The organism is Marinomonas spartinae, from assembly GCF_900089775.1.
GTDB lineage: Bacteria > Pseudomonadota > Gammaproteobacteria > Pseudomonadales > Marinomonadaceae > Marinomonas > Marinomonas spartinae.
This window is the reverse complement of record NZ_FLOB01000001.1, coordinates 371,214-395,702: the sequence shown is the minus strand read 5'-3', so window position 1 is coordinate 395,702 and position 24,489 is coordinate 371,214. Positions and strand designations below refer to the sequence as shown.

At 45.4% G+C, this 24,489-nt stretch carries 21 protein-coding genes; 14 read left to right on the top strand and 7 right to left on the bottom strand.

What is annotated here, in order from left to right; genetic code table 11:
* Positions 1–149: 149 nt before the first annotated feature.
* Both MSP8886_RS01745 and MSP8886_RS01740 read right to left on the bottom strand, forming a co-directional pair.
* On the bottom strand, positions 150–1,382 hold the full coding sequence (locus MSP8886_RS01745; protein ID WP_245659001.1) for a TIGR03862 family flavoprotein: 1,233 nt from the start codon (positions 1,380–1,382) through the stop codon (positions 150–152).
* Between the two features lie 273 nt (positions 1,383–1,655).
* Positions 1,656–2,252 carry a DUF502 domain-containing protein gene (locus MSP8886_RS01740; protein ID WP_067012079.1) on the bottom strand — a complete coding sequence of 199 codons (597 nt, stop codon included), beginning with the start codon at positions 2,250–2,252 and terminating at the stop codon, positions 1,656–1,658.
* 369 nt (positions 2,253–2,621) lie between these two features.
* Between MSP8886_RS01740 and MSP8886_RS01735 the strand changes: the two genes are divergently transcribed.
* The 9 genes from MSP8886_RS01735 to ahpF all read left to right on the top strand — a co-directional run bounded on the left by MSP8886_RS01735 (position 2,622) and on the right by ahpF (position 14,607).
* On the top strand, positions 2,622–3,422 hold the full coding sequence (locus MSP8886_RS01735) for a putative hydro-lyase (protein ID WP_067012077.1): 801 nt from the start codon (positions 2,622–2,624) through the stop codon (positions 3,420–3,422).
* Positions 3,423–3,463: 41 nt separating this feature from the next.
* Positions 3,464–4,243, top strand: coding sequence for a 5-oxoprolinase subunit PxpA (locus MSP8886_RS01730; protein ID WP_067012075.1), 780 nt, complete (start codon positions 3,464–3,466; stop codon positions 4,241–4,243).
* A gap of 11 nt (positions 4,244–4,254) precedes the next feature.
* A complete protein-coding gene (gene pxpB / locus MSP8886_RS01725; protein ID WP_067012073.1) occupies positions 4,255–4,959 on the top strand; it encodes a 5-oxoprolinase subunit PxpB in 705 nt (234 codons plus the stop codon).
* On the top strand, positions 4,949–5,884 hold the full coding sequence (locus MSP8886_RS01720) for a 5-oxoprolinase subunit C family protein (protein WP_067012071.1): 936 nt from the start codon (positions 4,949–4,951) through the stop codon (positions 5,882–5,884). The genes pxpB and MSP8886_RS01720 overlap by 11 nt, the downstream gene beginning before the upstream one ends.
* Before the next feature lie 212 nt (positions 5,885–6,096).
* Positions 6,097–7,278, top strand: a complete 1,182-nt coding sequence (locus MSP8886_RS01715; protein ID WP_067012069.1) for a PAS domain-containing protein — start codon at positions 6,097–6,099, stop codon at positions 7,276–7,278.
* Positions 7,275–8,531: an ABC transporter substrate-binding protein gene (locus MSP8886_RS01710; RefSeq protein ID WP_067012067.1), complete on the top strand. Its 1,257-nt coding sequence runs from the start codon at positions 7,275–7,277 to the stop codon at positions 8,529–8,531. The genes MSP8886_RS01715 and MSP8886_RS01710 overlap by 4 nt, the downstream gene beginning before the upstream one ends.
* Entirely contained in the window at positions 8,521–12,156 is a 3,636-nt protein-coding gene (locus MSP8886_RS01705; RefSeq protein WP_067012065.1) for a response regulator, read from the top strand. The genes MSP8886_RS01710 and MSP8886_RS01705 overlap by 11 nt, the downstream gene beginning before the upstream one ends.
* A 202-nt stretch (positions 12,157–12,358) precedes the next feature.
* Positions 12,359–12,916, top strand: a complete 558-nt coding sequence (gene ahpC / locus MSP8886_RS01700; RefSeq protein ID WP_067012063.1) for an alkyl hydroperoxide reductase subunit C — start codon at positions 12,359–12,361, stop codon at positions 12,914–12,916.
* A gap of 146 nt (positions 12,917–13,062) precedes the next feature.
* Complete coding sequence (ahpF, locus tag MSP8886_RS01695; RefSeq protein ID WP_067012061.1) at positions 13,063–14,607, top strand: alkyl hydroperoxide reductase subunit F; 1,545 nt, start codon at positions 13,063–13,065, stop codon at positions 14,605–14,607.
* 199 nt (positions 14,608–14,806) lie between these two features.
* Here the strand turns inward: ahpF and MSP8886_RS01690 are convergent, their stop codons facing one another.
* Positions 14,807–16,144: an aminotransferase-like domain-containing protein gene (locus MSP8886_RS01690; protein ID WP_067012060.1), complete on the bottom strand. Its 1,338-nt coding sequence runs from the start codon at positions 16,142–16,144 to the stop codon at positions 14,807–14,809.
* A 160-nt stretch (positions 16,145–16,304) separates the two neighbouring features.
* Between MSP8886_RS01690 and MSP8886_RS01685 the strand changes: the two genes are divergently transcribed.
* The 3 genes from MSP8886_RS01685 (at position 16,305) to MSP8886_RS01675 (ending at position 18,394) form a co-directional block, all read left to right on the top strand.
* Positions 16,305–17,192: an NAD(P)-dependent oxidoreductase gene (locus tag MSP8886_RS01685; protein WP_067012058.1), complete on the top strand. Its 888-nt coding sequence runs from the start codon at positions 16,305–16,307 to the stop codon at positions 17,190–17,192.
* Between the two features lie 275 nt (positions 17,193–17,467).
* Complete coding sequence (locus MSP8886_RS01680) at positions 17,468–17,656, top strand: YgaP family membrane protein (RefSeq protein ID WP_067012056.1); 189 nt, start codon at positions 17,468–17,470, stop codon at positions 17,654–17,656.
* Positions 17,657–17,854: 198 nt separating this feature from the next.
* Positions 17,855–18,394, top strand: coding sequence for a GNAT family N-acetyltransferase (locus MSP8886_RS01675; RefSeq protein ID WP_083200708.1), 540 nt, complete (start codon positions 17,855–17,857; stop codon positions 18,392–18,394).
* A 26-nt stretch (positions 18,395–18,420) separates the two neighbouring features.
* Here the strand turns inward: MSP8886_RS01675 and MSP8886_RS01670 are convergent, their stop codons facing one another.
* The 4 genes from MSP8886_RS01670 to MSP8886_RS01655 all read right to left on the bottom strand — a co-directional run bounded on the left by MSP8886_RS01670 (position 18,421) and on the right by MSP8886_RS01655 (position 22,459).
* A complete protein-coding gene (locus MSP8886_RS01670) occupies positions 18,421–19,281 on the bottom strand; it encodes an ABC transporter permease (RefSeq protein WP_067012054.1) in 861 nt (286 codons plus the stop codon).
* Positions 19,278–20,111: an ABC transporter permease gene (locus MSP8886_RS01665; protein WP_067012052.1), complete on the bottom strand. Its 834-nt coding sequence runs from the start codon at positions 20,109–20,111 to the stop codon at positions 19,278–19,280. The genes MSP8886_RS01670 and MSP8886_RS01665 overlap by 4 nt, the downstream gene beginning before the upstream one ends.
* A gap of 94 nt (positions 20,112–20,205) precedes the next feature.
* Complete coding sequence (locus MSP8886_RS01660) at positions 20,206–21,354, bottom strand: ABC transporter substrate-binding protein (protein WP_067012050.1); 1,149 nt, start codon at positions 21,352–21,354, stop codon at positions 20,206–20,208.
* Between the two features lie 16 nt (positions 21,355–21,370).
* Positions 21,371–22,459: an ABC transporter ATP-binding protein gene (locus MSP8886_RS01655; protein ID WP_067012048.1), complete on the bottom strand. Its 1,089-nt coding sequence runs from the start codon at positions 22,457–22,459 to the stop codon at positions 21,371–21,373.
* A gap of 163 nt (positions 22,460–22,622) precedes the next feature.
* On the opposite strand from MSP8886_RS01655, the gene MSP8886_RS01650 reads away from it, so the two are divergent.
* Together MSP8886_RS01650 and MSP8886_RS01645 are read left to right on the top strand one after the other, a co-directional pair.
* Positions 22,623–23,360: an MBL fold metallo-hydrolase gene (locus MSP8886_RS01650; RefSeq protein ID WP_067012046.1), complete on the top strand. Its 738-nt coding sequence runs from the start codon at positions 22,623–22,625 to the stop codon at positions 23,358–23,360.
* 71 nt (positions 23,361–23,431) lie between these two features.
* On the top strand, positions 23,432–24,478 hold the full coding sequence (locus MSP8886_RS01645; RefSeq protein WP_067012044.1) for a LacI family DNA-binding transcriptional regulator: 1,047 nt from the start codon (positions 23,432–23,434) through the stop codon (positions 24,476–24,478).
* The last annotated feature ends 11 nt before the right edge of the window (positions 24,479–24,489 follow it).

Here is a 24,489-nt window from a genome sequence, read left to right as displayed (position 1 = left end):
TCTCAATGCCCTTATAGATGATGGGGTGACATGTGCAAGCAACGGCGATGTGACCTAACAAGTAAGCAAAGAGATAGAACGAGCGACGGAAGAGCGCCCAATGGCAACATTGGGCGTTTTTTCATGGTTAGTACAAGATGGCGACCATATCATTCTTGAGCCGCTAGCCAATCACAGACCCCTTGCCCAGCTAACCGTCCGGTAGCAAAACAACCCGTTAGAAGATAACCGCCTGTCGGCGCTTCCCAATCCAACATTTCGCCCGCACAAAACACCCCCGGCATGTTGAGCAACATCAAGGTATCGTTCACACTCTGCTCGCATACTCCACCAGCACTGGAAATAGCTTCGTCAATCGGCTTCACTTCATCAAACCATACGGGAATGTTTTTCAAACAACGAGCCAGCGCATCAGGTGTTTGAAACTGTGTTTTAGTGAAGGTGTCATAAAGCAAAGCGGCTTTAACACCGCTAATGCCGACGGTACGTTTTAAGTACTTGCTGAAAGATTCCTTTGGTTTGGTATGTTGGAGTTTTGTGATGACCTGCACGTCATCTTGTAACGGTAATAAATCTATTGTTAATAACGCCTTGCCATCTCGATTGATTCTATCCCGTAGATATTTGGAAAAAGCATAAATAAGGCTGCCTTCCATACCGTCGTGCGTCACAATACACTCGCCCTTACGACGGACGATATTACCGTTCTCCAACGTAACCTGAAACGACACATCCTTTAATGGCTGACCTGCCCACTTACTCCGCAGATGCTCACTCCAATGGCTATGGAAGCCACAGTTGGCACTTTGTAAGGGAGCAAGCTCAATATCGGCTTGATCTAATACGTTCCACCAAGCACCGTCTGAGCCAAGCTTAGGCCAACTAGCCCCACCTAACGCTAAGACAATGGCATCCGCGTGCGCCGTCACCGTTTCACCAGAACAATCAAAACTCGCTGTGTGTGCTGATACCTGAACCATTTTATGGCGCATATGAAATCTTATGCCGCCGTCTCGTAATCGCTTTAACCAATGACGCAATAAAGGGGCCGCCTTCATATCCGTCGGAAAGACCCGACCAGAAGAGCCAATAAAGGTCTCGATTCCTAAGCCATAAATCCAATCGCGCAGTGCATCACTATCAAAATGGCGCAAGGATTTATCCATCCAATCCGCTTTATCATAATAGCGCTGGATAAATTCAGGGTAAGCTTCAGAATGAGTAATGTTCATGCCTCCCACACCCGCCAGCAAAAACTTGCGGCAAGCACTAGGCTTGGCATCATAAACGTGAACCTGATGCCCCTGCGCACAAATGTATTCCGCCGCCATCAAGCCCGCAGGGCCAGCACCAATGATCATAACGGTTTTTTGTGTTTGCACGCGCAGCACCCTTACCCTTTTCGAGACCCAATTAAAAACGGGCATGATAAAGAAAAACCACTCTCGTACCAATGTTTCTCAGCAAATTTCAGTAAACCAAATGCACAAAATATAATACACATTGGCAATCCTTCCAGAATGGATCGAGCTCAGTCATTAGTTTGCTGTTGGTTATCTGACCGTGGCATCCTTGCGCTTTAAAAAGAAACTGGAATAATCATTTGGAGGGCACACATTGCAAGAGTGCTTTAATCGCAACATGCAGTGTGGTACTCAGTTTTTGTTCTCTTCCTTATTAGCGTCAGCCTGGATCCCCGCTGTAAGAGCCAGACGCATAGCTTCTTCTACACCAATATCCAGCTCGGTTAAACGCTCTCTTGAAATGTATAAAGTAATACCACCGATTTGATAACTCAGGGGAACATACACCCCCACTAGGTCTTGGTCACCAAACAAACGCTCTCCGGTTTTTTCCCCTGTGACAAAACCGATGACTTGTGCGCCATTCCATTCCAATGACACAACACTTTTCATTTCCTTTTTTTCCGACAGATTGAACACCATCATCATGTCTTTAAACGCACCATAAATAGACTTCACCAAAGGAATGCGCTCAAAAATATTCTGGCTCAATGTGACCAAATAGCGGATGCCGTAAAGATTGACCAGAAATCCCACTAAAATCAGCATACCAAGCGAGAACGCTAATCCCAAACCAGGGAAGTAGATACTATGGGGCAACAGCCATAGGACAACAGGCTTGGCTAAGGATTCTCCCGTTGCCAATAACCAGTAAATCAGATAAACCGTTAGGCCAAGGGGTAAAACCGCCACCAGCCCCTTTAATAAGAAAGAAAGTACTCTATTCATTTTGTTACCTATTCTAAGAAGCAAACAGCATACCCTAAGCCTTGAACGCTACCAACGACTCAGTGACGCCTTTGACAAAAATATTGCGGCTCATTATGAGTCTTTATACGCTTTTCCACTATATTACTAACAAGGCGTTAACTATTACCTAGACAACCTCTTCATTTCTCATTAAGAGAAATACGTTGAACCGCAAAGGTTTCGAAACCTTTGCCTGGATCGCCACCTTGGGAAATTGTCGTAAAGAAGCAGAAAATCACTGCTAGATAAAAATATTTCAACGCATCTCAAAAAAGATTAGGCCCTATACCAAAGGACGCTCTAATCTAAAAAGGACGCCAATCAAGGCACAGTTAAGGACTCTACGCCATGAGACAGAGCTCGCCACTTTTACTAAAACAAACCCATGGGCTAAGAAGAGCCATCCGAAGTGCACAGTACAACGGCCCAACCAGCGGATTAGCAACAGGGGCAATGCAAGGTAAAGTGGTTATTTTACCTGCAGATTGGGCGGATGAGTTTCTCCTCTATTGTCAGAAAAACCCAACTTCATGTCCATTAATTGGTATCTCAGAAGTAGGTGACTTTCGTTTGCCCAAGTTGGGAAGCGATATCGATCTGCGCTACGACATTCCTGAATATTGCATCTATCAGCATGGTAAAAAAGTAAACAGTTGCACAGACATAGCCACCCACTGGCAAGATAATTTTGTCACCTTTGTTTTAGGCTGCTCTTTTTCCTTCGAAAATGCCCTATCTCAAGCGGGGCTCACCCCACGCAACGTAGAAGAGCAAGTCGATGTACCCATGTATGAAACGAATATTGCAACGGTTCCAGTGGGACGTTTTTTTGGCAATACCATTGTCACGATGCGCCCTTATAGCCCAAAAGATGCCATTCACGCCATTCAAATCACCTCACGATTTCCCAAAGCACACGGTGCCCCTTTGCACTTTGGCTCACCAAGCGATATCGGTATCGACAATTTAGCCCTGCCTGACTTCGGCAACACGGTGAGTATAAAAGAGGGCGAAGTACCCATCTTTTGGGCTTCTGGTATCACCCCACAAATAGCCGTACAAAACGCAAGTCCACCTATTTACATCACAAACGCTCCGGGAAAAATGCTTGTCACCGATCTATTGGATATGGATCTCACCATCATTTAATATCAGGTATCATGTCTTGAGAAGGATAAGAGGTATTTAACATGAAATTAAATTGCGATATGGGCGAAGCCTTTGGCGCCTGGAAAATGGGCTTGGACGATCTGATCATGCCTCATGTTGATCAGGCGAATGTCGCCTGCGGTTTCCATGCGTCCGACCCCCTTACTATGTCAAAAACCGTGTCCTTGGCAAAACAACATAACGTTATTATCGGTGCCCACCCTGGCTACCCTGACTTGGTGGGCTTTGGGCGCCGTAACATGGACATTTTACCTACTGAATTAAAAGCACTTATTCAGTATCAAATAGGTGCGTTAAAGGCGATTTGTGAAAGCCAAAACACTCAGGTGGATTATGTGAAGCCTCACGGCGCCATGTACAACCAAATGATGGCAGACGACACCATATTGGAAACCGTTATGGAAGCCGTCAGTGAACTCGACGCCACCTTACCCTTAATGGTCGGTGCGGTACCAGAAGCGCCACAGATCAAAGCCATGGCAAAACGGTATGGTCTCACCGTTTGGTTTGAAGCCTTTGCCGATCGACTCTATACCGATGAAGGACGGCTCACGCCTCGCAAAGAACCAAACGCAGTGCACGCCAGTTTCGAGTTGATCGAAGCACAAGTGAAACAATTATGTGAATCTGGTACGGTGACCTCAGGATCAGGAAAAACCTTAGCTATTTATGCTGACACCATTTGCGTTCATGGTGATGGCGTTCATGCAGTGGAAGCCATCACCAAGTTACGTACCATTGTGGACGAGTTTAACCGCTCTAACCAAAGCGACTACAATAGCAAGCTAAACAAAGCCTAAGCGAGCCATGCATGACGTCCCCTAAACCCACAATTGAACAGGTGAATGAAGAAGCCTATTTATTGCGTTTTGGAAACCACATCAATGAACAAACGGCGGATCAAATCCTTTGGACAACACGACAGTTAAAACGCCTCCATGATATACAGGATTTAATCCCATCTTATACAACGATTTTGCTAACCCTCAAAACACAGGCAGAACAACCACACAAACTGATAGACGAAATCGAAAATATCCTTAACGAATCAACGGAGCAAGCGGCGATCCCCTTGGATCAACGCAAGACCGTCGTGATCCCTGTGTATTACGGCAATGAAGTGGGCCCCGACCTCCAAGAGGTTGCCAAGCATTGCCAGATGACACCAGAAGAGGTGATTCAACGTCACAGTGCAACCCTCTATCGAGCCTATACCATTGGCTTTACACCTGGTTTTTCCTTTTTAGGCAGCACGCCTGATGAACTTCATATTCCACGCAAACGCACACCAAGACACCAAGTGCCCAAAGGCAGTGTTGCCATTGCAGAAAACCAAACGGCCGTCTACCCAAGTGTGACCCCTGGTGGCTGGCAAATCATTGGTCGCACCCCGATGGAGCTTGTGGATTGGAACAGTGAACATTTAGGCCTCATCGCTACCGGAGATTCGGTCCGATTCGAAGCGATTTCACGAGAAGCGTTTTTGACGCAAGGAGGCAAGTTAGATGGCTTTTAATATTAAAAAAAGCGTCATGCTGGCATTGGTTCAAGACTTAGGCCGTTTTGGTTACCAAGCGGCGGGGTTAACCACAGGCGGCCCAATGGACGAAATGGCATTTCGCTGGGGCAACGCGTTACTCAATAATGATGAAAACGCCGCGCAAATTGAAATCACCTTTGGCTTATTCTCGCTAGAAGCCCAAGCGCCAACCAGTATCGCTCTCACTGGAGCGGATCTTGGTGCCACCCTAAACGGGCAATCCATTTTACCTTGGCAAACCTACGCGATCAAAGAAGGGGATATTTTAAGCTTTCATCAACCCGTTTGGGGACTGCGTGCTTATTTGTCGGTAAAAGGCGGCTTTCTCTGTCAACCTACCCTAGGCAGCACCTCGACGGTAGTACGTGAGCACCTTGGCGGCCTTCATGGTAACGGAGCGAAGCTAGCAGTAGGCGATTCCATTGCTTATGAAAGCAGCAACGAACATCGACAAATGCGCGTGCCGCGACACCATATTCCCGATTACAGTCAACAAGACATCCCCGTTATTTTGAGTTATCAATCAGCGGATTTTTCTACTACCGATCATGAGACCTTCTTTTCAAGCCGCTACCGCGTCTCCAACCACTGTGATCGCATGGGCTATCGTATGGAAGGAGCTCCGATTGGTAAAGAGATCCGTGGGATCACTTCAGAGGGCATTGCCTACGGCGCCATTCAAATCCCACAAGATGGTCAACCCATCGTTCTGCTCAATGACCGACAAACCATTGGCGGCTATCCCAAAATAGGCTGTGTTACTCGCGCCGGTGGCGACTTATTAGCACAACGTAAACCTGGGGATATGATTAACTTTGTCAGCACGTCAATTCCTCAAGCGACAACCGAACGCCTTCAGCAACTCGACCAAGTCAAACAGTTATTTTCAACCAACCACTAACCATTCGACCTACAGGTGACAACACGCTTCCAGTCTAATATGACTAGAAGCGAACGTTGGCAGTCTGCCCACTTTTATTGACGTTTGACGACATATTGTCACCAAAATAGTCATGCATTTCTCCCAGAGATTACTAGACTGAGAGAAAGAGATATGTGAACAGTAAAATATCGAGCCGTTTACTTTTGCTGGCGTGACAATACAGAAGGCCTATGAAAACCACATCAGAAACAAATACAAAAGCAAAATGGGGGAAACTCATCACCATTCGACTGATTGGTTGGAGTGTGATTATCTGTCTGGTGTTTTCTGTTGTGATGGCGCTGGGGGAATACAAGCTTGAGCAAGCCAAGTACCGGAAAAACGCCCTTGCCAATCTCCATAAAGCCATCGAGTTATTCTCGCCCATGATCACAGAAAGCTTGTGGAATATGGATACCCAACTTGCCAATAAACAAATGAAAGCCCTAGCACATTTTGATAGCGTGTCCATTGCGGTGCTGACAACAGAAGACGGCGGTCAATTGCGTTTTGGCTCCCAACCGCTTGATATGGAAGACTCTTCCGTTTCTAAAACTTTATTCTACAACGACACCAAAAACTTGCCCAAATTGGGGGAGTTAACGCTCTATACAGATTTAAGACAAGCGGCTCAAACAGACAGCTCGCTGTTCTTTCATTATTTTGCTTTCTATCTAGGCATCAGTATGACCATCACTGTTTGTCTAGTCATCTTATGTCACCTGCTTACTACCAAACGCATTCGACATCTCACCCATACCTTCAACAAGGTCACAGAAGACAGTATTACACTCGACTCGTCCTTTAAAAACCAAGTCAATAACACCATCGCCAAAGACGAATACGATGAATTGGTCTATCAGGTGTATCGGGTGTGGAAAATTGGCCACCAGGCAATGAAAGAAAATCAAGAAAACCAGATTCTTATCCAAAATATACGCACGGATTACGAACTGCTTAAGCAACGCATCAGCGACAAAGAAGCGACCGAGTTAGCGCAATACAAAGAAGACATCCAAATGCTAAAAAGTGCAATGAATGCCTTGCCTTACCGTATTTCCTGGCGCGATTCAGACTTAATCATACGCGGTGCCAATACTGCTTATTTAAATGACATAGGTCTTGAAGATGAATCTCTAATCACTGGCACGAAAGGAGAAAGTTTCATTCCAATTGCCCAGCAAAAGCTATATAACGCTGATAATACTTCTGTGTTAAACACAGGCTATAGACAAATCGATATGGAAGAAAAGTTTATGTTTCCAAAAGCCCAACCCGGCATTCGAATCATCAGCAAAGTTCCACTCTACAACGAACAAGGAGAATTGATTGGTCTGTTAGAGTATTACCTCAAAAAAGGGCCAGACAAATGAGTAACATTAGAGGACTGATGATCTTTGTCTTACTCTGCAAAAAAGCCCCTTTTTGGCTGGTAATGAGTACGCTCTTTTGCACCACCTCACCGGTTCTCGCAGCACCTGAACTGGGATCAAGCATGCCATTCACAGGACTCAATGGCAGCATGGGTAAAGAAGTTAAAATAGGTATAAGCATAGGGCTTCAGCGCTATCAAAATCAGCAGCATATCCCCTTTAAAATCATCTATAAAGACGACACCTATGACCCCAAAAAAACGGCAAAGAATATTCGTAAGATGATCGAGAAGGATCATATCATTGGGATGATCAATAATGTTGGCTCTCCCACAGCTGTCGTGAGTGCCAAGATCGCCCAACAAGAAAAAATCCTGCTATACGCGCCGATTAGTGGCTCCAATTTTTTAAGGCCACCCGCTGAAGACCCGAGCTTTCGTTATCTCATTAATTACCGTAGTAGCTATGAAGAAGAAGTCACGCGTATCTTTAATGCACTAATGGCTGCCACCCCTTTTTCAGAACAAGATTTAGTTCTTTTCTCTCAAGACAACACCATCGGATCCGGTGGTGCCAACTGGATTGACAATTTACTGTTACAACACTTTAATGATACCAACCCTCACTATCTAAAAGTCAGCTACGACCGTGATGCCGCCGTAGTGGAAAATGCGGTGGCAGATCTGCTGCTGGTCACACCAACGCCAAAATATATTTTTCTTGTTGCCAGTGGCAAACCGGCTGCAAAATTTGTCCGTCTGGTTCGACAATACGGTTTAGATCCGGTGTTTATCGGTGTCTCTTTCGTTGGCACAAGCACCTTTGCCAATTCACTTAAAGATGTTGATGCGCGAGTCTTTATAACTCGCGTTGTCCCGCCGTTGGAGCAAACTGATTTACCGATTGTTCAAGAGTTTTTAGCAGACAAAAAAAAATTTTTAGCCACGTTGCCCAAAAACAAACAAGACACATTTACCGCCTCAGCTCTGATGTTCGAGTCCTATATCAGCACTCGTATTCTTATTAAGGCCTTGGAAAAAGAACCCTACATAGATCAATACAACCTCATTGATGCGCTAGAAAAGCTCGGGGAGTTTGATTTGGGGCTAGGCAGTCCACTGCGACTAGATGCTACCCATCACCAAGCGAGCCACAGCATCTGGCTTACTTATCTAAAAAATGGGCAATATATTCCCATTGAATTCGAGCATGTGGGTCAACTATTACCTACAGGACCTCATCATGAAAAGTGACTTTCTCTCTAGAAAACGAGGCGTTAACTTTTTAGTTTGGCTGCTTGCTAGTGTCGCGCTCGTTACGACGTTATTGGCCGCTATCGTTTTATCAAATAGCGTTAAAGAGTTAAGGTCAAGCCAACGAAAAATCACGACCATACAAGAGAACCTGCTCTTCGCCACAACGGAGTTACGCGAACTGTTTCCACAGCAACAAACCATTTTAAATAAAATGCTGGATAGTGATCACCCCTATCAAGCTCCCGACTCCGCCACATTAAATCGCATTAACCGAGCGTTGGATATTTTAAATACCGTCGCAAAAGACAACCCGAAACTCGTCAACGTATTGACTAAAATTGATGAAGTAGCACAGAAAATTCAAGGCATCACCTTTGATATACAAACATGGAAAATCAAAGAAACCGCTTTCGTAGACGACTATCAACAGCTGTACTTACAGAAACGCACAGATACTTATCTACATAACTTAGAATTACTATTGCGCCAAGTATACGGACAAAGTCGCTTAACTGAAGCAACCTATATATACAAGTACAACCACACGACAGGGGCAGAAAAAGCACAAGCCGCCATCGACTATATCGAACACCATAAAAAAACGTTGCGCGGTGGTTTGTATATGGCTCAAGCGAGAATTGCTGAGCTAAGATTGGCCATCAGCCAATTAGTCAATGATTCGAACCTAGATACCTTAGATGACATCAAAAACAATCAAGTTCTTCCCTCTCTAAACCATCTATCTCAGCTCAATATTTGGCTTAAAGGGGCCTACCCCGTTTATTATCAACAAACATCTCAGCTACAGGAGAAAGTGTTCAAAACACTGTTTGGAGATAATTACCAAGTCATCAAAAAACGTAATATTATTATTTCCAATGGCACCAGCCTATACCTCAAACGCTATAAAGCATTACAGTTAGAGGCCCAACGCAAAGTACTGACCCGTCAATATAACCAAGCGTTTCATAGCTTGCCACACTACTTAGATGAAATTGGATCTGAAGTTCAAGCACAGTCGAAACTCGTCAACCACGCCGTGCAACAACGCCTAAAAGCACTCGCTGATACCATGTTTAAAGGGGCACTCTTCAGCATTGTACTGCTACTGCTTATTTCCATTTTAATTTCCAGACGAATGTCAAAACAGTTCGCCACGCTCGCCGAAAGTGAGCATCGCTTCCGATCCATGTTTGAACTCTCTCCAGATCCGGTGTGGATACTCAGTGGCCGTAAAGTGATTGAATCAAACCAAGCCGCTTGTAACCAGCTCAAATACACAACTATAGACGATCTGAAAAACATGCCGATAGAAGACTTCAGTCCACAATTTCAACAGGATGGAATGTCATCAAACAGTAAAATTGAGCACTTTATCAATATGGTTCAAGACGAAGGGTTTCACCGCTTCGAATGGACCTTCCAAGACAAAGAAGGCAATAGCATTGATGCGGAAGTCATCATGGCAGCCATTGTTCTGTCCAATACACCTGCCGTACTCTGTAGTTGGCACGACATCAGCCAACGAAAAGCAGCAGAAGGGATGCTTAAAGCCCATCAAGAAGAGCTAGAAAGCGAGGTTCAGAACCGAACCAAAGAGTTAGAAGTAGCAAAAAACATAGCAGAAAAAGCCAGTCTGGCGAAAAGCGATTTTTTAGCCAATATGAGCCATGAAATACGTACCCCAATGAATGCCATTATCGGTATGTCTCACTTGGCCTTACTCACGGAATTAAATGACAAACAGCGTAACTATATCGAAAAAGTTAGCACCTCAGCAGAGTCTCTTCTAGGGATTATTAATGACATTCTCGACTTTTCTAAAATAGAAGCCGGTAAATTAGAGATCGAAGAAACCCCCTTTAATCTAGAAAATGTTTTCAAAGATGTGGCTAATATTTTGTCCCTAAAAGCAGAAGAAAAAGCCTTGGAGCTGCTCTTCAATATCCCGCCAGAATTACCATCTAACTTAGTAGGGGACCCAACACGGCTACGACAAATTTTATTAAACTTGGGTAACAACGCGATAAAGTTCACAGAAAAAGGGGAAATCATTATTGATATCGCGCTGTTTAAGCAAAATAAAAACCAAGTCATTCTGCACTTCAGCGTCAAAGACACGGGGATCGGTATGACGCCAGAACAGTGCAAACGACTGTTTCAATCCTTCTCACAAGCAGACAGCTCCACCACTCGACGATTTGGTGGAACAGGCCTTGGGTTAGCCATTTGCAAACAACTAGTACAGTTTATGAAAGGGGATATTTGGGTTGAAAGTACCCCTAATGTGGGCAGCCAATTTCATTTTACCTTGCCTTTTGACCTTAGCCTAACCCTCTCTTCTGACTATCATTTACCAAGCCAGCATAAAATACTCATTGTCGATGATAACGAAACGGCACGAGATATATTGCAAAACCTTGCAAACAGTTTTGGCCTCAGCACAACCATTGCAAAATCTGGACAAGAAGCCCTCACCTTGATCAAAGAGGCTCCAGAAAATGCTCCGTTTACAGTCATCCTAATGGATTGGAAGATGCCAGAGATGGATGGCATTGAAGTATGCCGTGCCTTGCAAGACTACACTGGGCCCAGCGCTCAATCCCCGAAAATCCTGATTGTTACCGCCTATGGACAAGAAGAAGCCAGAAACGCCAGTCAAGACGTCAACATCAGTGGTTATCTAACCAAACCCGTTACGCCATCTACCTTGTTTGAAGCTCTACAGCAAGCGTTGGACTTAGAGCAACACCCCATTCCATCTCAAGCCATACGCGCCAGCCATCATCGCTCTTCGTTAATCGGAGCGCATATTCTGCTTGTCGAAGATAACGCTTTTAATAGTGAAATTGCGACAGAGTTACTGACTCAACATGGCCTAACCGTTGACACAGCAAGTAATGGGCAAGAAGCATTAGATAAACTCCAAAGCAACACCTACGACGGCATCTTAATGGATTGTCAAATGCCTGTTATGGACGGCTATACGGCCACTAGATTGATTCGAAAAATGCCTGAATACAAAGACTTACCCATTATTTCTATGACAGCAAACGCCCTCACAGGCGATAAAGAGAAAGTATTAGAATGTGGTATGAATGACCACATATCGAAGCCGATTCAAGTCGACACAATGTTCTTTACCCTAAGAAAATGGATTACACCAGGAATGAAGCAGTCTATGCCCAACAACGCTATCGAACAGCAACCTACCACACTCAACGAAGAGCAAACCAACAAGCAAGCACCACCAAGCTCAGAAGAAAAACCCAACCTCCAAGAACTAGAGGGCATAGACCTGAGTGTCGCGCTTAGCATTACACAAAATGACGAAGCCTTCTTATGGCGCCTGTTATTTCGCTTCCAAGACAAACAGCAGAACTTCGTCGATCAATTTAATCAAGCTATCAATTCAGATGACCCAGAAGAAGCCCCACGTCTGGCTCATACTCTTAAAGGTAATGCTGGAAATATCGGCATGACGGAACTCATGCACCGTGCCGCCGACTTGGAAAGCGCCCTTAAAACGGGACACTACAGCGATGCTCTAAGCGCATTGGATAAGGAGTTACAGCGTATTCTCAATGCCATTATGCGACAAAAATCTCACACAGACTCTTAGTAACATCCCTACCTTATTAGAAAGACAGGCTAACAAATAGACAAGGCGGGCATAGTCATAGTATTGATGACAGAACACACCTCCAGTCAATAGTTTTTACTAATCACAGATCTAAAAAATAACAATTTTAATAATTTGAATAAGTCTCCTATTATAAGCCTCGTTGGTAACACAAAAACGATTTAACTAGGAGCAATACAAAATGATCAATACCCAAATCAAACCATTTAATGCAACTGCTTTCAAAAATGGCGAATTCGTAGAAATTTCTGAAAAAGACGTACTAGGTAAATGGGCTGTATTCTTCTTCTACCCAGCAGACTTTACTTTTGTTTGCCCAACTGAACTTGGCGATATCGCTGATAACTACGCTGAGCTTCAATCTCGCGGCGTAGAAGTGTTCTCTGTTTCTACAGACACTCACTTCACTCACAAAGCATGGCACGCAAGCTCTGACACTATCGGCAAAATCCAGTACTACATGGTAGGCGACCAAGCAGGCAACATCACAAACAACTTCAACGTGATGCGCGAAGGTCAAGGCCTAGCAGATCGTGCGACTTTCTTGATCGATCCTGAAGGTACTATCCAAGCAATGGAAATCACTGCTGAAGGTATCGGTCGTGATGCACAAGACCTACTTCGCAAAGTAAAAGCGGCTCAATACGTAGCAGCTCACCCAGGTGAAGTATGTCCAGCGAAATGGAAAGAAGGTGAAGAAACATTGACACCTTCTTTGGATCTAGTCGGCAAAATCTAAGCTGACTTGATCTAGGCCACTCCTTCGAGTCCCCTCTGGAAGGGGTGGCCTCCTCTTACTTCGCTTAGAGCATCAAGCAATAGCATACTCCCAGTACTACCTAATACTGCACAGTACAACACTCAGAATAGACGGATTACTAAATCATGTTAGATTCAAATCTTAAGCAACAACTGGACACTTATCTTCAGAACATTATTAATCCTATTGAGATTACTGTGTCCATCAATGGCTCTAAAAAAGCTGAAGAATTATTAAATTTGGCTCGTGAAATCAGCGAGTTAAACGACAAAATTGACCTGATTGTCGATGAAAACCCACAAGGACGCGCGCCGCAAATGGCCATCGCTCCTAAAGGTGAAACACCACGAGTACGCTTTGCAGGCATTCCAATGGGACACGAGTTTACCTCTCTTGTCTTAGCATTGTTACAAGCTGGCGGCCATCCATCTAAAGCAGAGCCAGAGCTTCTTGAGCAAGCCAAAGGCCTAACAAGTACACTGAATTTTGAGATTTATATCTCTTTGACTTGCCAAAACTGTCCTGAAGTCGTGCAAGCCATGAACTTAATGGCGGTACTAAACCCGAATGTCACGACCACTATGATTGACGGTGCTTTATTCCAAGACGAAGTCAACGAACGCGAAATCATGGCCGTGCCATCGGTTTACCTAAACGGCGAGCTATTTGGCCAAGGCCGTATGTCATTAGCCGAAATATTGAATAAAGTAGATACAGGTGCCAGTGAAAAACAAGCCGCCGCGTTGGCTGAAAAAGCCCCTTACGACATGCTAGTGGTTGGTGGTGGACCAGCTGGTGCATCCGCTGCCATTTATTCTGCTCGTAAAGGTATTCGCACGGGTGTAGTCGCTGAGCGCTTTGGTGGACAGGTGAGTGACACCATGGCCATCGAAAACTTTATTTCGGTCAAAGAAACAGAAGGACCAAAACTGGTCGCTAACTTAGAGCAACACGTTCTTGATTACGATGTGGATTTGATCAAAACGCAAAAAGCGGTTCGCATTGAGAAGAAAGACTTTATCGAAGTAGAACTCGAAAACGGCGCAGTACTCAAGAGTAAAACCATCGTACTCGCAACCGGTGCTCGCTGGCGTGAAATGAACGTACCAGGTGAACAAGAATACCGTAACAAAGGTGTCGCCTACTGCCCACACTGTGACGGTCCATTGTTCAAGGGTAAAAATACCGCCGTTATCGGTGGGGGTAACTCTGGCATCGAAGCGGCCATTGACCTAGCGGGTATCACCAAACATGTTACCGTTTTGGAATTTAGCGACACTTTACGTGCCGACGATGTCTTGGTAAAAAAAGCAGAATCCTTGCCAAACGTGACCATCATCAAAAATGCCATGACCACGGAAGTACTTGGTGACGGTCAACGGGTTATCGGCTTGAAATACACCGACCGCCGTACCGATGAGTCTCATCTGGTGGATGTTGCAGGCATCTTCGTACAAATCGGTTTGGTACCGAATAGCGAGTTCCTAAGAGATACATTAGAGCTTACCAACCGTGGCGAAATCCTTGTTAATGCCCATGGTGAAACCTCTATGCCAGGCGTGTTTGCAGCAGGCGACGTAACCACATCGCCATACAAGCAGATCATCATCTCAATGGGATCTGGCGCCACGGCAGCCCTTGGTGCGTTTGATTACTTAATCCGTAATTAACCTTAGAAATCATGGGACTAAACTAAGCATTTATTCAGTTAACTTAGTTTAGTCCGCAAGTTTTTACCTCTTGCCATCCTAGAAAGAGGTAAAAAGCAACCAGCACCCATCCCTCCCGGATGCTGTTTAGTTGCCTTTTTAATCGGTCTTGTGAAAACAAGGCCGATTTTTTTATGCCATATCAGCATCTCGCTAAAGGTTAAGACGACCGGCGTTGGTCTAACAGAGACTTTAATGCCTGTAATCCGGCTATCAGATGCTGATCTTCTGAAATGGCCATAAGAGAAAGACGCACCGCCGGAATAGGCTGACCATCATAATGGAAAAAATGGCCTTCACTGACCGTGATACCCCGCTCTTTTGCGATGGCAGTAAACTCGTCAGCGTCCCAAGTTTCAGGAAGCATTAGCCAGATGTGATAACTCGTCTCTTGGGAGAACAGCGTCTCACCCTGCAAAATGGATAGGGCTAATTGTTGCCTGTGCGCCGCAATCTTTTTTTGTCCTTCCGCTAGTTCGAACGCGGAACCAGACTGTATTAAGCGACTGGCAACGTCAAAGCCGATCGGGGAAATATGCCAAATCATAGTACGAATATATGACGTTAATCGATTTAACTGGCTCTGCGGTGCCTTCACAAACCCACAGCGTAAACCTGGACTGATCGCCTTAGACAGGCTGGTGATATAAAAGCTCTTTTCTGGCACAAAATTACTAATGGGAGCCATGACATCGGCGTTTAGAAAACAATATAAATCATCCTCTAATAACCAAACTGAGTGTTTTTGAATCACGCTCGCGATGTCTTTACGACGCTCAATTGGCATCGTACTGGCTGTCGGATTTTGATGGGAAGGAACAACAATCACCAGACTTGGTCTATCACTAAGACAAATTTCATGCAAACGGTTTGGGAGCATCCCACATTCATCCATCTCAACGCCTATCGGTTTTCTGCCCAGCGCTTGAATAATCGATAGTATTCCCGGATAGGTCAGTTCCTCTACCGCAACATAATCCCCCGGCTTAGAGTACAGTTCGATAAGCGTCGAGAGAGCATGCTGAGCGCCATTTGTCAGCAATACCTGCTCTGGCGATCTCACTTGTAGGCCATAATGCTGCATCCATTTCATGCCACTTTCTTTATGTGCCAAACTACCAGTATCTTCAATATAACCGAATAAAGAAGGAGTAAATGGCTCACTGGCGCATTGCCCGAATTGACGATAAAGCGCATCAAGATGACGGCTAAAACACGGCTGAAGAATCGAAAAATTCCATTCATTCTCTGCCTGATCAGAATGAATGACCTGTTTTAGATAGGAGGTATTTTTAACAAAGCTTCCCCGCCCAACAAAGGATTCTATATGACCTTGTTCCGCTAACAGCTTATAAGCTTTCGCAATCGTCACCGCCGTTGTCTCATACTCAGAGGCTAACGCTCTGTGGGTAGGTAGCTTACTACCTTCCTCGTAATGACCTATCTCAATCAGCTTTTCAATCTCACGAGCAATCTCGCGATATTTCGATTCCGACACCTAGCAACCCTTTTTTGAACGTTTCGAGGAGTGTAATGCAAGGCCTTTATAATTACCATCGAGATATATGCGTCAATGTTAATCAAACTTTATAATTGACATATGTCATTTAGATAAAATATGATCAAGTCACTCACTCAAAAGCAAAAAGGATGCAATCATGGATCAGTTAACCATCACCTTTCTTGGTCTAGGCGTTATGGGTTACCCAATGGCAGGTCATTTAGCAAAAGCAGGACACGCCGTCACTGTCTATAACCGCTCAGCGGCGAAAGCGCAAAAATGGGTAAATGAGTATTCAGGCAGCGCAGCAGACACTCCGGCTCAAGCCGCAAAAAACGCCGATATTGTGTGCATTTGTGTCGGCAACGATGACGATGTGCGTAGCGTGGTGTACGGAGAAGACGGTGCCTTAGCTGGCATGAAACAGGATGCGATTTTGATCGATCACACCACCACCTCGGCCTTATTAGCCGAAGAGCTCAACCTCGCATGCCAAACTCATGGCCTCCACTTTATCGACGCCCCAGTATCTGGCGGCCAAGCGGGGGCCGAAAATGGTCAATTAACCATTATGTGTGGTGGCGATCAGCAAACCTTTGACAAAGCAAGCATCGCAATGAACGCCTATGCAAAACAAATACAGCTTATGGGGGTTGCGGGTCAAGGACAACGCTGCAAAATGGTCAATCAAATTTGCATTGCAGGTGTCCTTCAAGGTCTAAGCGAAGCGCTCATGCTCGCCGAAGCCTCCAATCTAGACATCTCTCAAGTCGTCAACACCTTACAACATGGCGCAGCAGGCTCATGGCAAATGGCCAACCGCTTAGCAACCATGGCAAAAGATGAATTTGATTTTGGTTTCGCGATTGATTGGATGCGTAAAGACTTAGGGATCGCCCTTGATGAAGCCAAGCAACACTCGCTTGATCTAACAATGACCCATGAAGTAGATCAACACTATGCCAAACTTCAGCAACAAGGCCTTGGCCGTATGGATACATCGGTTCTAGTCAAAGCCATCAAGCAGAGTTCGCAGGCAGAATAGAGTGCCAAATCATGGCTTGGGCACGCTCAAGGCACTTAACATGTCTTCTAACCAGCCCTAAAAAGACCTCCGATATTAAACGTGAGGTCATTTTTATCGTTAATCCCTTTAGACCCGTCGATCTCCATAACATAGATCAAAAAACGATCAATTAACCTCTAAAGCTTTAGCTTACCTCCAGCATAGGGCGTATGGTGAAACCAAAGGGATTGCACAGGTGTTTGTTTTATTTGTTTTCGTAGCACGATTCATAATAAACCTAACAGGAGAAAGCGATGAAATGTAACGTAGGTAAGACAGATCGAATAGCTAGAATCATAGCAGGCGCCATCGTTCTTGCACTAGGCGTCTATTTTCATTCATGGTGGGGCTTGATCGGTGTGGTTCTCATTGGCACAGGTATCTTTAAAATTTGCCCAGCTTACATCCCGTTTGGCGTTTCAACCTGCGACAAAGAGAAGTAGCTCGGCCTTAAAATAACGGCCCTAACAATCAAAACCGACATCAGATAACACTGAGAGTCGGTTTTTGGCTTTTTGAATTGCGCTTATCCATAGAAATAAATAGGCTACATCAACACCTATAAAATTGACGCGATCAAAGTATGAAGACAATAAACGAAGACGAATCTGCGTTAGACCTAATAGAATAAGGAGTCAAAAATGGCTAACAAGCATATCGGTTCTTCCTTTGATGCTTTTATGAAAGAGATGGAAAAACAAGATAATAGTACTTTGGAGGTGTCATTTTTAGCTGATCAAAAACACTTTATTCCCACTATTGCTCAGTGGTATTTCAGTGAATGGGGGTATTTAATGCCGCCAGGCAAATCCGCTGTGGATGTTGAGAACAAGGTCACCACCATGGCGCAAAGCCGGCGAGCGTTTCCTCTAACGTTTGTGCTGCATGATAAAGAGACTCTGCTCGCGGTGGCAGAATTAAAGTTTCACGAGCATTCTGGCTACCCAGACTACCAACACTGGCTTGGAGGGGTATATGTTCCACCAGCGGAACGAGGTAAGGGCTACTCGTCCGTTATTTTAACCCACGCGTTTGCTCATGCGAAAACGCAGGAGATTCCCTCTCTTTACCTGCAATGCGAACAACACAATATTACCCTGTATTTAAAACACGAATTTGCAGTGTTACACACAATACAGGATAAAGGGGTCAATAAGGCCATTATGGTGCGCACCTTCTAAAGCCTCGCTTTAGGCGACCTGAAATTTTATTTGCCCAGTTTCGCTAGCATCTCAGGTTTCATAAATTTGTGGATCACCACCATGAATAAAATAGAGGGTACCAGCAGAATCAGAGCAGTAATCGAGGCAATTTGATAGTTACCTTCCATACTTGCACTGTAGAGAAGAAGCGGCAGCGTCGTGATGTCTGGCGCACCAACAAAGAAAGTGCCGGTAAACTCGTCCAACGACTCTAAGAACACAAAAATACAACTCGCCATAATCCCCGGTGCCGCTTGAGGCAGCACGATATGAAAAAACGTATAAAACGGTCCTGCGCCCAAGTTACGTGAGGCCCGCTCCAACAAGGGGTCTGTTGCTGAAAACGCCGCCACACTGATCCAAACGGAAAACATTAAGCCGTGAACACTGTGAACCAATACCACGCCCAATAACGTGCCATTTAAACCAAAGCCATAGAAAAGACGGGCAATGTTCATGTACACGGTTAAGTTCGGGAAGGCCTGTGGGATCAAAAATAACAACATCCAAAAAACACGCCATGGCATGCTACGCTTCGATAAGGCATAACCCGCCGGAACAGACACCAATAAACACACCCCAACGGTCAATACGGCAATCAGCAGACTGGTTAACAAGGAGCCAGACACATCGCTGTAAGGGTTAAAGACCTGATGCCAATATTTGAATCCCCATTGAGTCGGTAGGGCATGGGGGAAGTACCAGACTTCGGTGATGGTCCAAATCAATAAGTTGATAATAGGGCCAAACAATAACAAAGAAAAAATCAGAATAAACAGCATTTGTAGCCAAAAGCTACTTGCAAACGGCAGACGTTTTAACCGCTTTAATACTATGTTGTTAGAGACACTTTGCGCCACCATCATGCTGTGGCTCCTTTGTCTTTTAGACTTTGACGTAGATAAAACCAGGCCAGCCCCGCACAAATCAGGTAAGACACCAAGCCCAAGGCATTCGCCACATGATAGTCTCCGTAAGAGTCCACTCGGAAGGCCATATCCGCGCTGATCATGGTTGGTGTACCCGTACCAATCATCATGGGCACTGACAAAACAGACATCATGGTGACGGTCGATAAGACCAACGCTACCCCTAGAGAAGGGGCGATTTGCGGTAAAATGATGCCAAATAAAATACGCAACCGTGATGCCCCCAAATTACGTGCTGCTCGAATTTGCGCGTCATCCAACGCCGCCATGGCACCAGAAATTAATAATGTCGAAAAAGCCAACTGCTTCCACACAAAGGTGATAATAATGCCACTCCAGCCCAAAAAAGAGATGGTATCCATGGGCGTCATCAATCCTGAGGCCACAAACGCATTATTCATTAAGCCATTTTTGGCCAAAAAGGTGCGCATCATTTGCGCGGCCACAATAAAAGGAATAAACAAAGGCAGTCGGTATAAAAACCCCAATATGCCCACCACCGAACGAAAGGGCGACAAGGTAATCAATGCTGCAATGCTAATCGATAAAATAGCCAATAACATCACGGACACCAGCACAATAATGACGGTAAACAGCATGTCCTTTGAGTACAGCTCGAACGCCTTATCCAAGTGGCTTAAAGTTAGCGCTCCATCTAGAGTCACTGCTGAATAAAGCGAAAAGCACAAAGGGTATAAGAAGAAAAGACTCACCATGAGAGCGGCGGGGGCAATGAGCCAAAGTTTCTGCGCTTCTTTTTGTTGCATAAGATAAAACCTGTGTCTCTCAATCGATGGAGTTCAAATCAATAGCAAGCGAGTCACATCTTGCTCGCTTGCTATGTTAGTCATGCTAACCGTATTAATTTGACACTTGGCGCTCATAACCCTCTTTGATGTCATCAAAATACTGGGCAATAGGGAAACTTTTGCCATATTTCGATAAATCTTCGGGGGTAATTTCGGCAAACAATTTGTTCCAAGTCGCCTTATCCAGCTTACTTTTCACGTATTTCGCATCAATCCCTGGGTACCAATTAAAGCGCTTCACAATGCCCTGTGCTTGCACTTCTGGGCTGGTCGCCAGTTCAATAAATTGGCGCGCCAATTCGGGATGAGCCGCTTTTTTGGGAATCACATAATACATAGGTTGGCCAGGCATACCGGGGGCAATCAAGCTCAGCTTCATCGAAGGGGGAATTTTGCCTTGAGCTTTCCAGCTATAGAACATATCGACCCAAACGGGGCCCATGAAAATCTCTCCGCGGTTGAGCATATCTAATGTCCCCGCATTGCCCGGCGTGAAGGTAACGTTTTTATTGAACGCCTTAAGCTTTGCAAACGCACTCTTCCAATTGGCCTCATTCGCCTTATTGTAAGGTTCGCTCGATAAGGTTTTGGCATTGGTACCGTAGGCGTAAATCCAACCTGTCACAAAACTCACCCCTGACATGCCATTTTTAATGCCGTTATAACCAAACGCCTTTGGATGCTGTTGCGTCCAGGTCACCAGCTGGTTGTAGGAGGTCGGCGGGTGCTTCACAAAATCACTGTTGTAGGCAATGGCTGTTTGGCTGTGAAACATCGGCATAACATAGCCATTAACGTTTGTTCCTAGGGCATTTTTAGCACTGTCACGAGACACTAATTTGCCAGTATCGATCTGTGAACGATACTTCGCAAGCAGGTCATCTTTGACCATTTCGCCACCCATTTTTTGATGGACAACGGCGACATCGATGTCCCATGTTGGCTGGTTACTGTCTTTTTGAGCCGACAGTTTTTCATATATTTTCTGTGATCCTGCATCACCAGGGCCTGTACCAATGACGTTGATTGTCACCCCCGGATGCGTCGCCTCGAATTTTGGCGCTAGATAGGTTTTGACATAATCCACCATATTTTGGCTACCAGCAGAGGCAACATTTAATACGGTTTCCCCGTGGGCGGCACTGATCACTGAAGTAAGACCGATGGCGGCAAACACGGCAATGCTAGTTCTAGTAAACATGATTATCCCTCATGGATTAGACTGATACGGCGTTAGAGAGTGGCGCGTTGCTTGCTTCGCTTGGATGATCGAAGATATGCAGCGCATGAGCTGGAACATGTAGTCTGACGGAGGTTGCTTCCGGCAAATTATCTTGGTAATTCGCCTGAAAAGTGTGCGCTCCGCAACGCACACTAATTCGGTAGTCATGACCTAAAAACGCACTGTGCATGACCTCCCCTAGGATCATTAGCCCGCTTATTTTGTCATCATCGGTGAGACGAGGGGACAGCGATACATCCTCGCTGCGAAAGTAGATTTGGCACTGTCTCTGTTGGGATACGTCAGTATGAGAAATAGTAATCACCGATGAATCCCCCACCATGGATGGATGAATGGGCCAAGTCAGATGATTGTCCGCCCCCATAAAATCCGCCACAAAGGCGCTAGCAGGGGCATGGTAAATCGCTTCAGGCGTCCCCACTTGCTCAATATTACCCTGGTTCAAAATGGCAACGCGATCCGCCATCACTAAGGCCTCTTCTTGATCATGGGTGACAATCAGTGAAGTAAAGCCTAGTTGTTTTTGTAAGGCTTTGATTTCATGGCGAACCGCCAGCCTGACTTTGGCATCCAGATTGGATAGAGGCTCGTCCAATACCAGCACGTCAGGGCGAATAGCTAATGCTCGGGCGAGCGCCACTCGCTGACGTTGTCCACCGGAGAGCGCCGTCACCTTCTCTTCTTCTAAGCCCGTTAATTTGACAATATCGAGTAACGCTTTGACCCGTGTTTGGATCTCTTTCTGTTTGATCTTTTGTACCTTTAAACCATATCCGATATTTTGCGCCACGGTCATATGCGGCCAAAGTGCATAGCTTTGAAACACCATGGTGATATTGCGTTTTTCTGCAGGCAGGTGACTGATCGTCCGTTGTCCTACAAAAATATCGCCCTGTTTTATTGGCAAAAAGCCACACAATGCGTTTAACAATGTTGTCTTACCGCAACCTGATGGACCAAGTAGCGCCATCATCTCGCCTTGCTCTACCGTCAAGCTGATGTTGTTTAATATCCGCTTATTACCGTAGCCAACTTGCAGGTTATCGATATGCAAACGCGTCATACTTCACTCCAAAGTGTGCCAATACGTGGTCGCTTTAAAAGAATGAACACGTGTTCACTGCTTTGTAAAAAAAATGCAATCTCTAAGCGACATTATTGGTGCCTACTTTGTCGGAACTTTGTGACATTTTAATTAAGTTAAAAAGACAGTATGGTGAGCAGAAATGAAAATCGACGTAATCGGTTGCGGTAGTGCCTTTTCCAAAATCCATAATACCTCTTCTGTGCGGATTGAGGATAAGCATAAAAACCAATGGCTTATCGACTGTGGACCAACGGTGCCAAGGGCTCTGTGGCAACGTCACACTGATATAAATGCCATTCAAGCCATTTATTTCACTCATATCCACCCTGATCATTGCTCTGGTTTGGCGGCCCTAATCAATCAGTGGAAAAGTATGCAGCGCACACAAGCACTGGATATTTTTTGTCAAAAAGAACAACAGGAGCCGTTGGAATCCTTAGTCGCGCTCGCAGTCTGGCCGGAGCGCCATGTTTGTTTTGAGATCCGTTGGCACGAGATTGAAGAAGACTTCCAGTGGCGTCATTGGTCGATAAAAACCGCCCTGACGCAACATGAAATGGCGAATCGAGCCATTCGCTTAACCATTGATGATCGACACTTTTTCTACAGTGGGGATGGTCGACCTACCCCCGAGAGTGAAGCATTAATGCTCAATACAGATTTGGCATTTCAGGAATGTGCGGCTTTTCATTCATTGCCAAAAGAGGCATCCCATGGGGATTTACCGGATTGTTTACGCTTATTAGCACGATCCAATCTAAACAAGTTGGGCCTGTACCACTGCTTTGATGAAGCATTACCCCAGATTCGCCAGAGCATCACCAACGAGCCACGATTATTTCTGAGTCAGGATGGGCAGACATTCGATTTAACCTAGGGCAACACATCCCGTTTACTGGATAGCAATGCCTTGATTTTATTCACTCATACCGTCCTGAAAGGATCATCATGTCCGAGAAAAAACATCAAACCGTCACGGCACAAGACGTTGCTAACAAAGCCGGTGTTTCTAGAGCAGCGGTCTCCCGTACATTAACGAACAATGGCAGTGTGTCACAAGCAACACGAGAAAAAGTACAAAAGGCCGCCGAAGAATTAGGCTACCAAGTTAACTTTCTTGCCCAAGGCCTGAACCGTAAGCGCAGCCAGTTAATCGGCGTCGTCGTGGCCCATTTAAGCGATCCCTTCCGTAGCAGCCTACTGGAAGGCCTGTTAACGGAAATTCAACAGCAAGGCTATCAAGCCTTAGTCACTGAGGTAACAAGCCAGCAAGATTTAACCGAAACCATTCGTCGATTTACACAGTTTCGGGTGTCTGGCGTCATCGTCACATCCGGCCAACCCCCTGTTAATTTAATCAAAGAATGCGTTCAGCATAATATTCCCGTGGTGGGCATTAATCGTCATATGGCTCTCCCTGAAGTCGATTTTGTTTGTTCGGATAACTCCATGGGAGCCACGCTAGCGGCCGACCAACTGATTCGCTCTGGTTGTCAGACCATAGGCTGGCTGAACTATAAACACTCTACCTGGTCCGGCGTGAGTCGAGGTAATGCCTTTCGTCAGACCATTGACGATCGACGTTTACAGCAAAACGAAGCGCTTCGTTTACTCTCTATCGAGGCTCCTGAAGAGGGCTACCAAGGTGGACGAATCGCGGCCCACAGAATCTTTCAATCGGGGCAAACCATCGACGGCCTCTTTTGTGCCAACGCACAGCTGGCCTGTGGTTATTTAGATGGCATGCGCGAACAGGGTCTAGACGCTCCCCATGATTTCCACTTAATTGGTTTTGACGATACGCCCCTTACGGCTCAATACAGTTATCAATTAACCACCATTTCCCAAAACATCAAGGAGACCGCACTAAGAGCACTCTCGTGCTTAGAAGCCAGAGGACGCGACGCAACCAAAGCACAGCAGCTAGAGAGAATCCCCGTGCAACTGATCGTAAGAAAAACCTCCCCAAGCATAGCGAGCAGCAACAACAAATAACATGCTAAAAG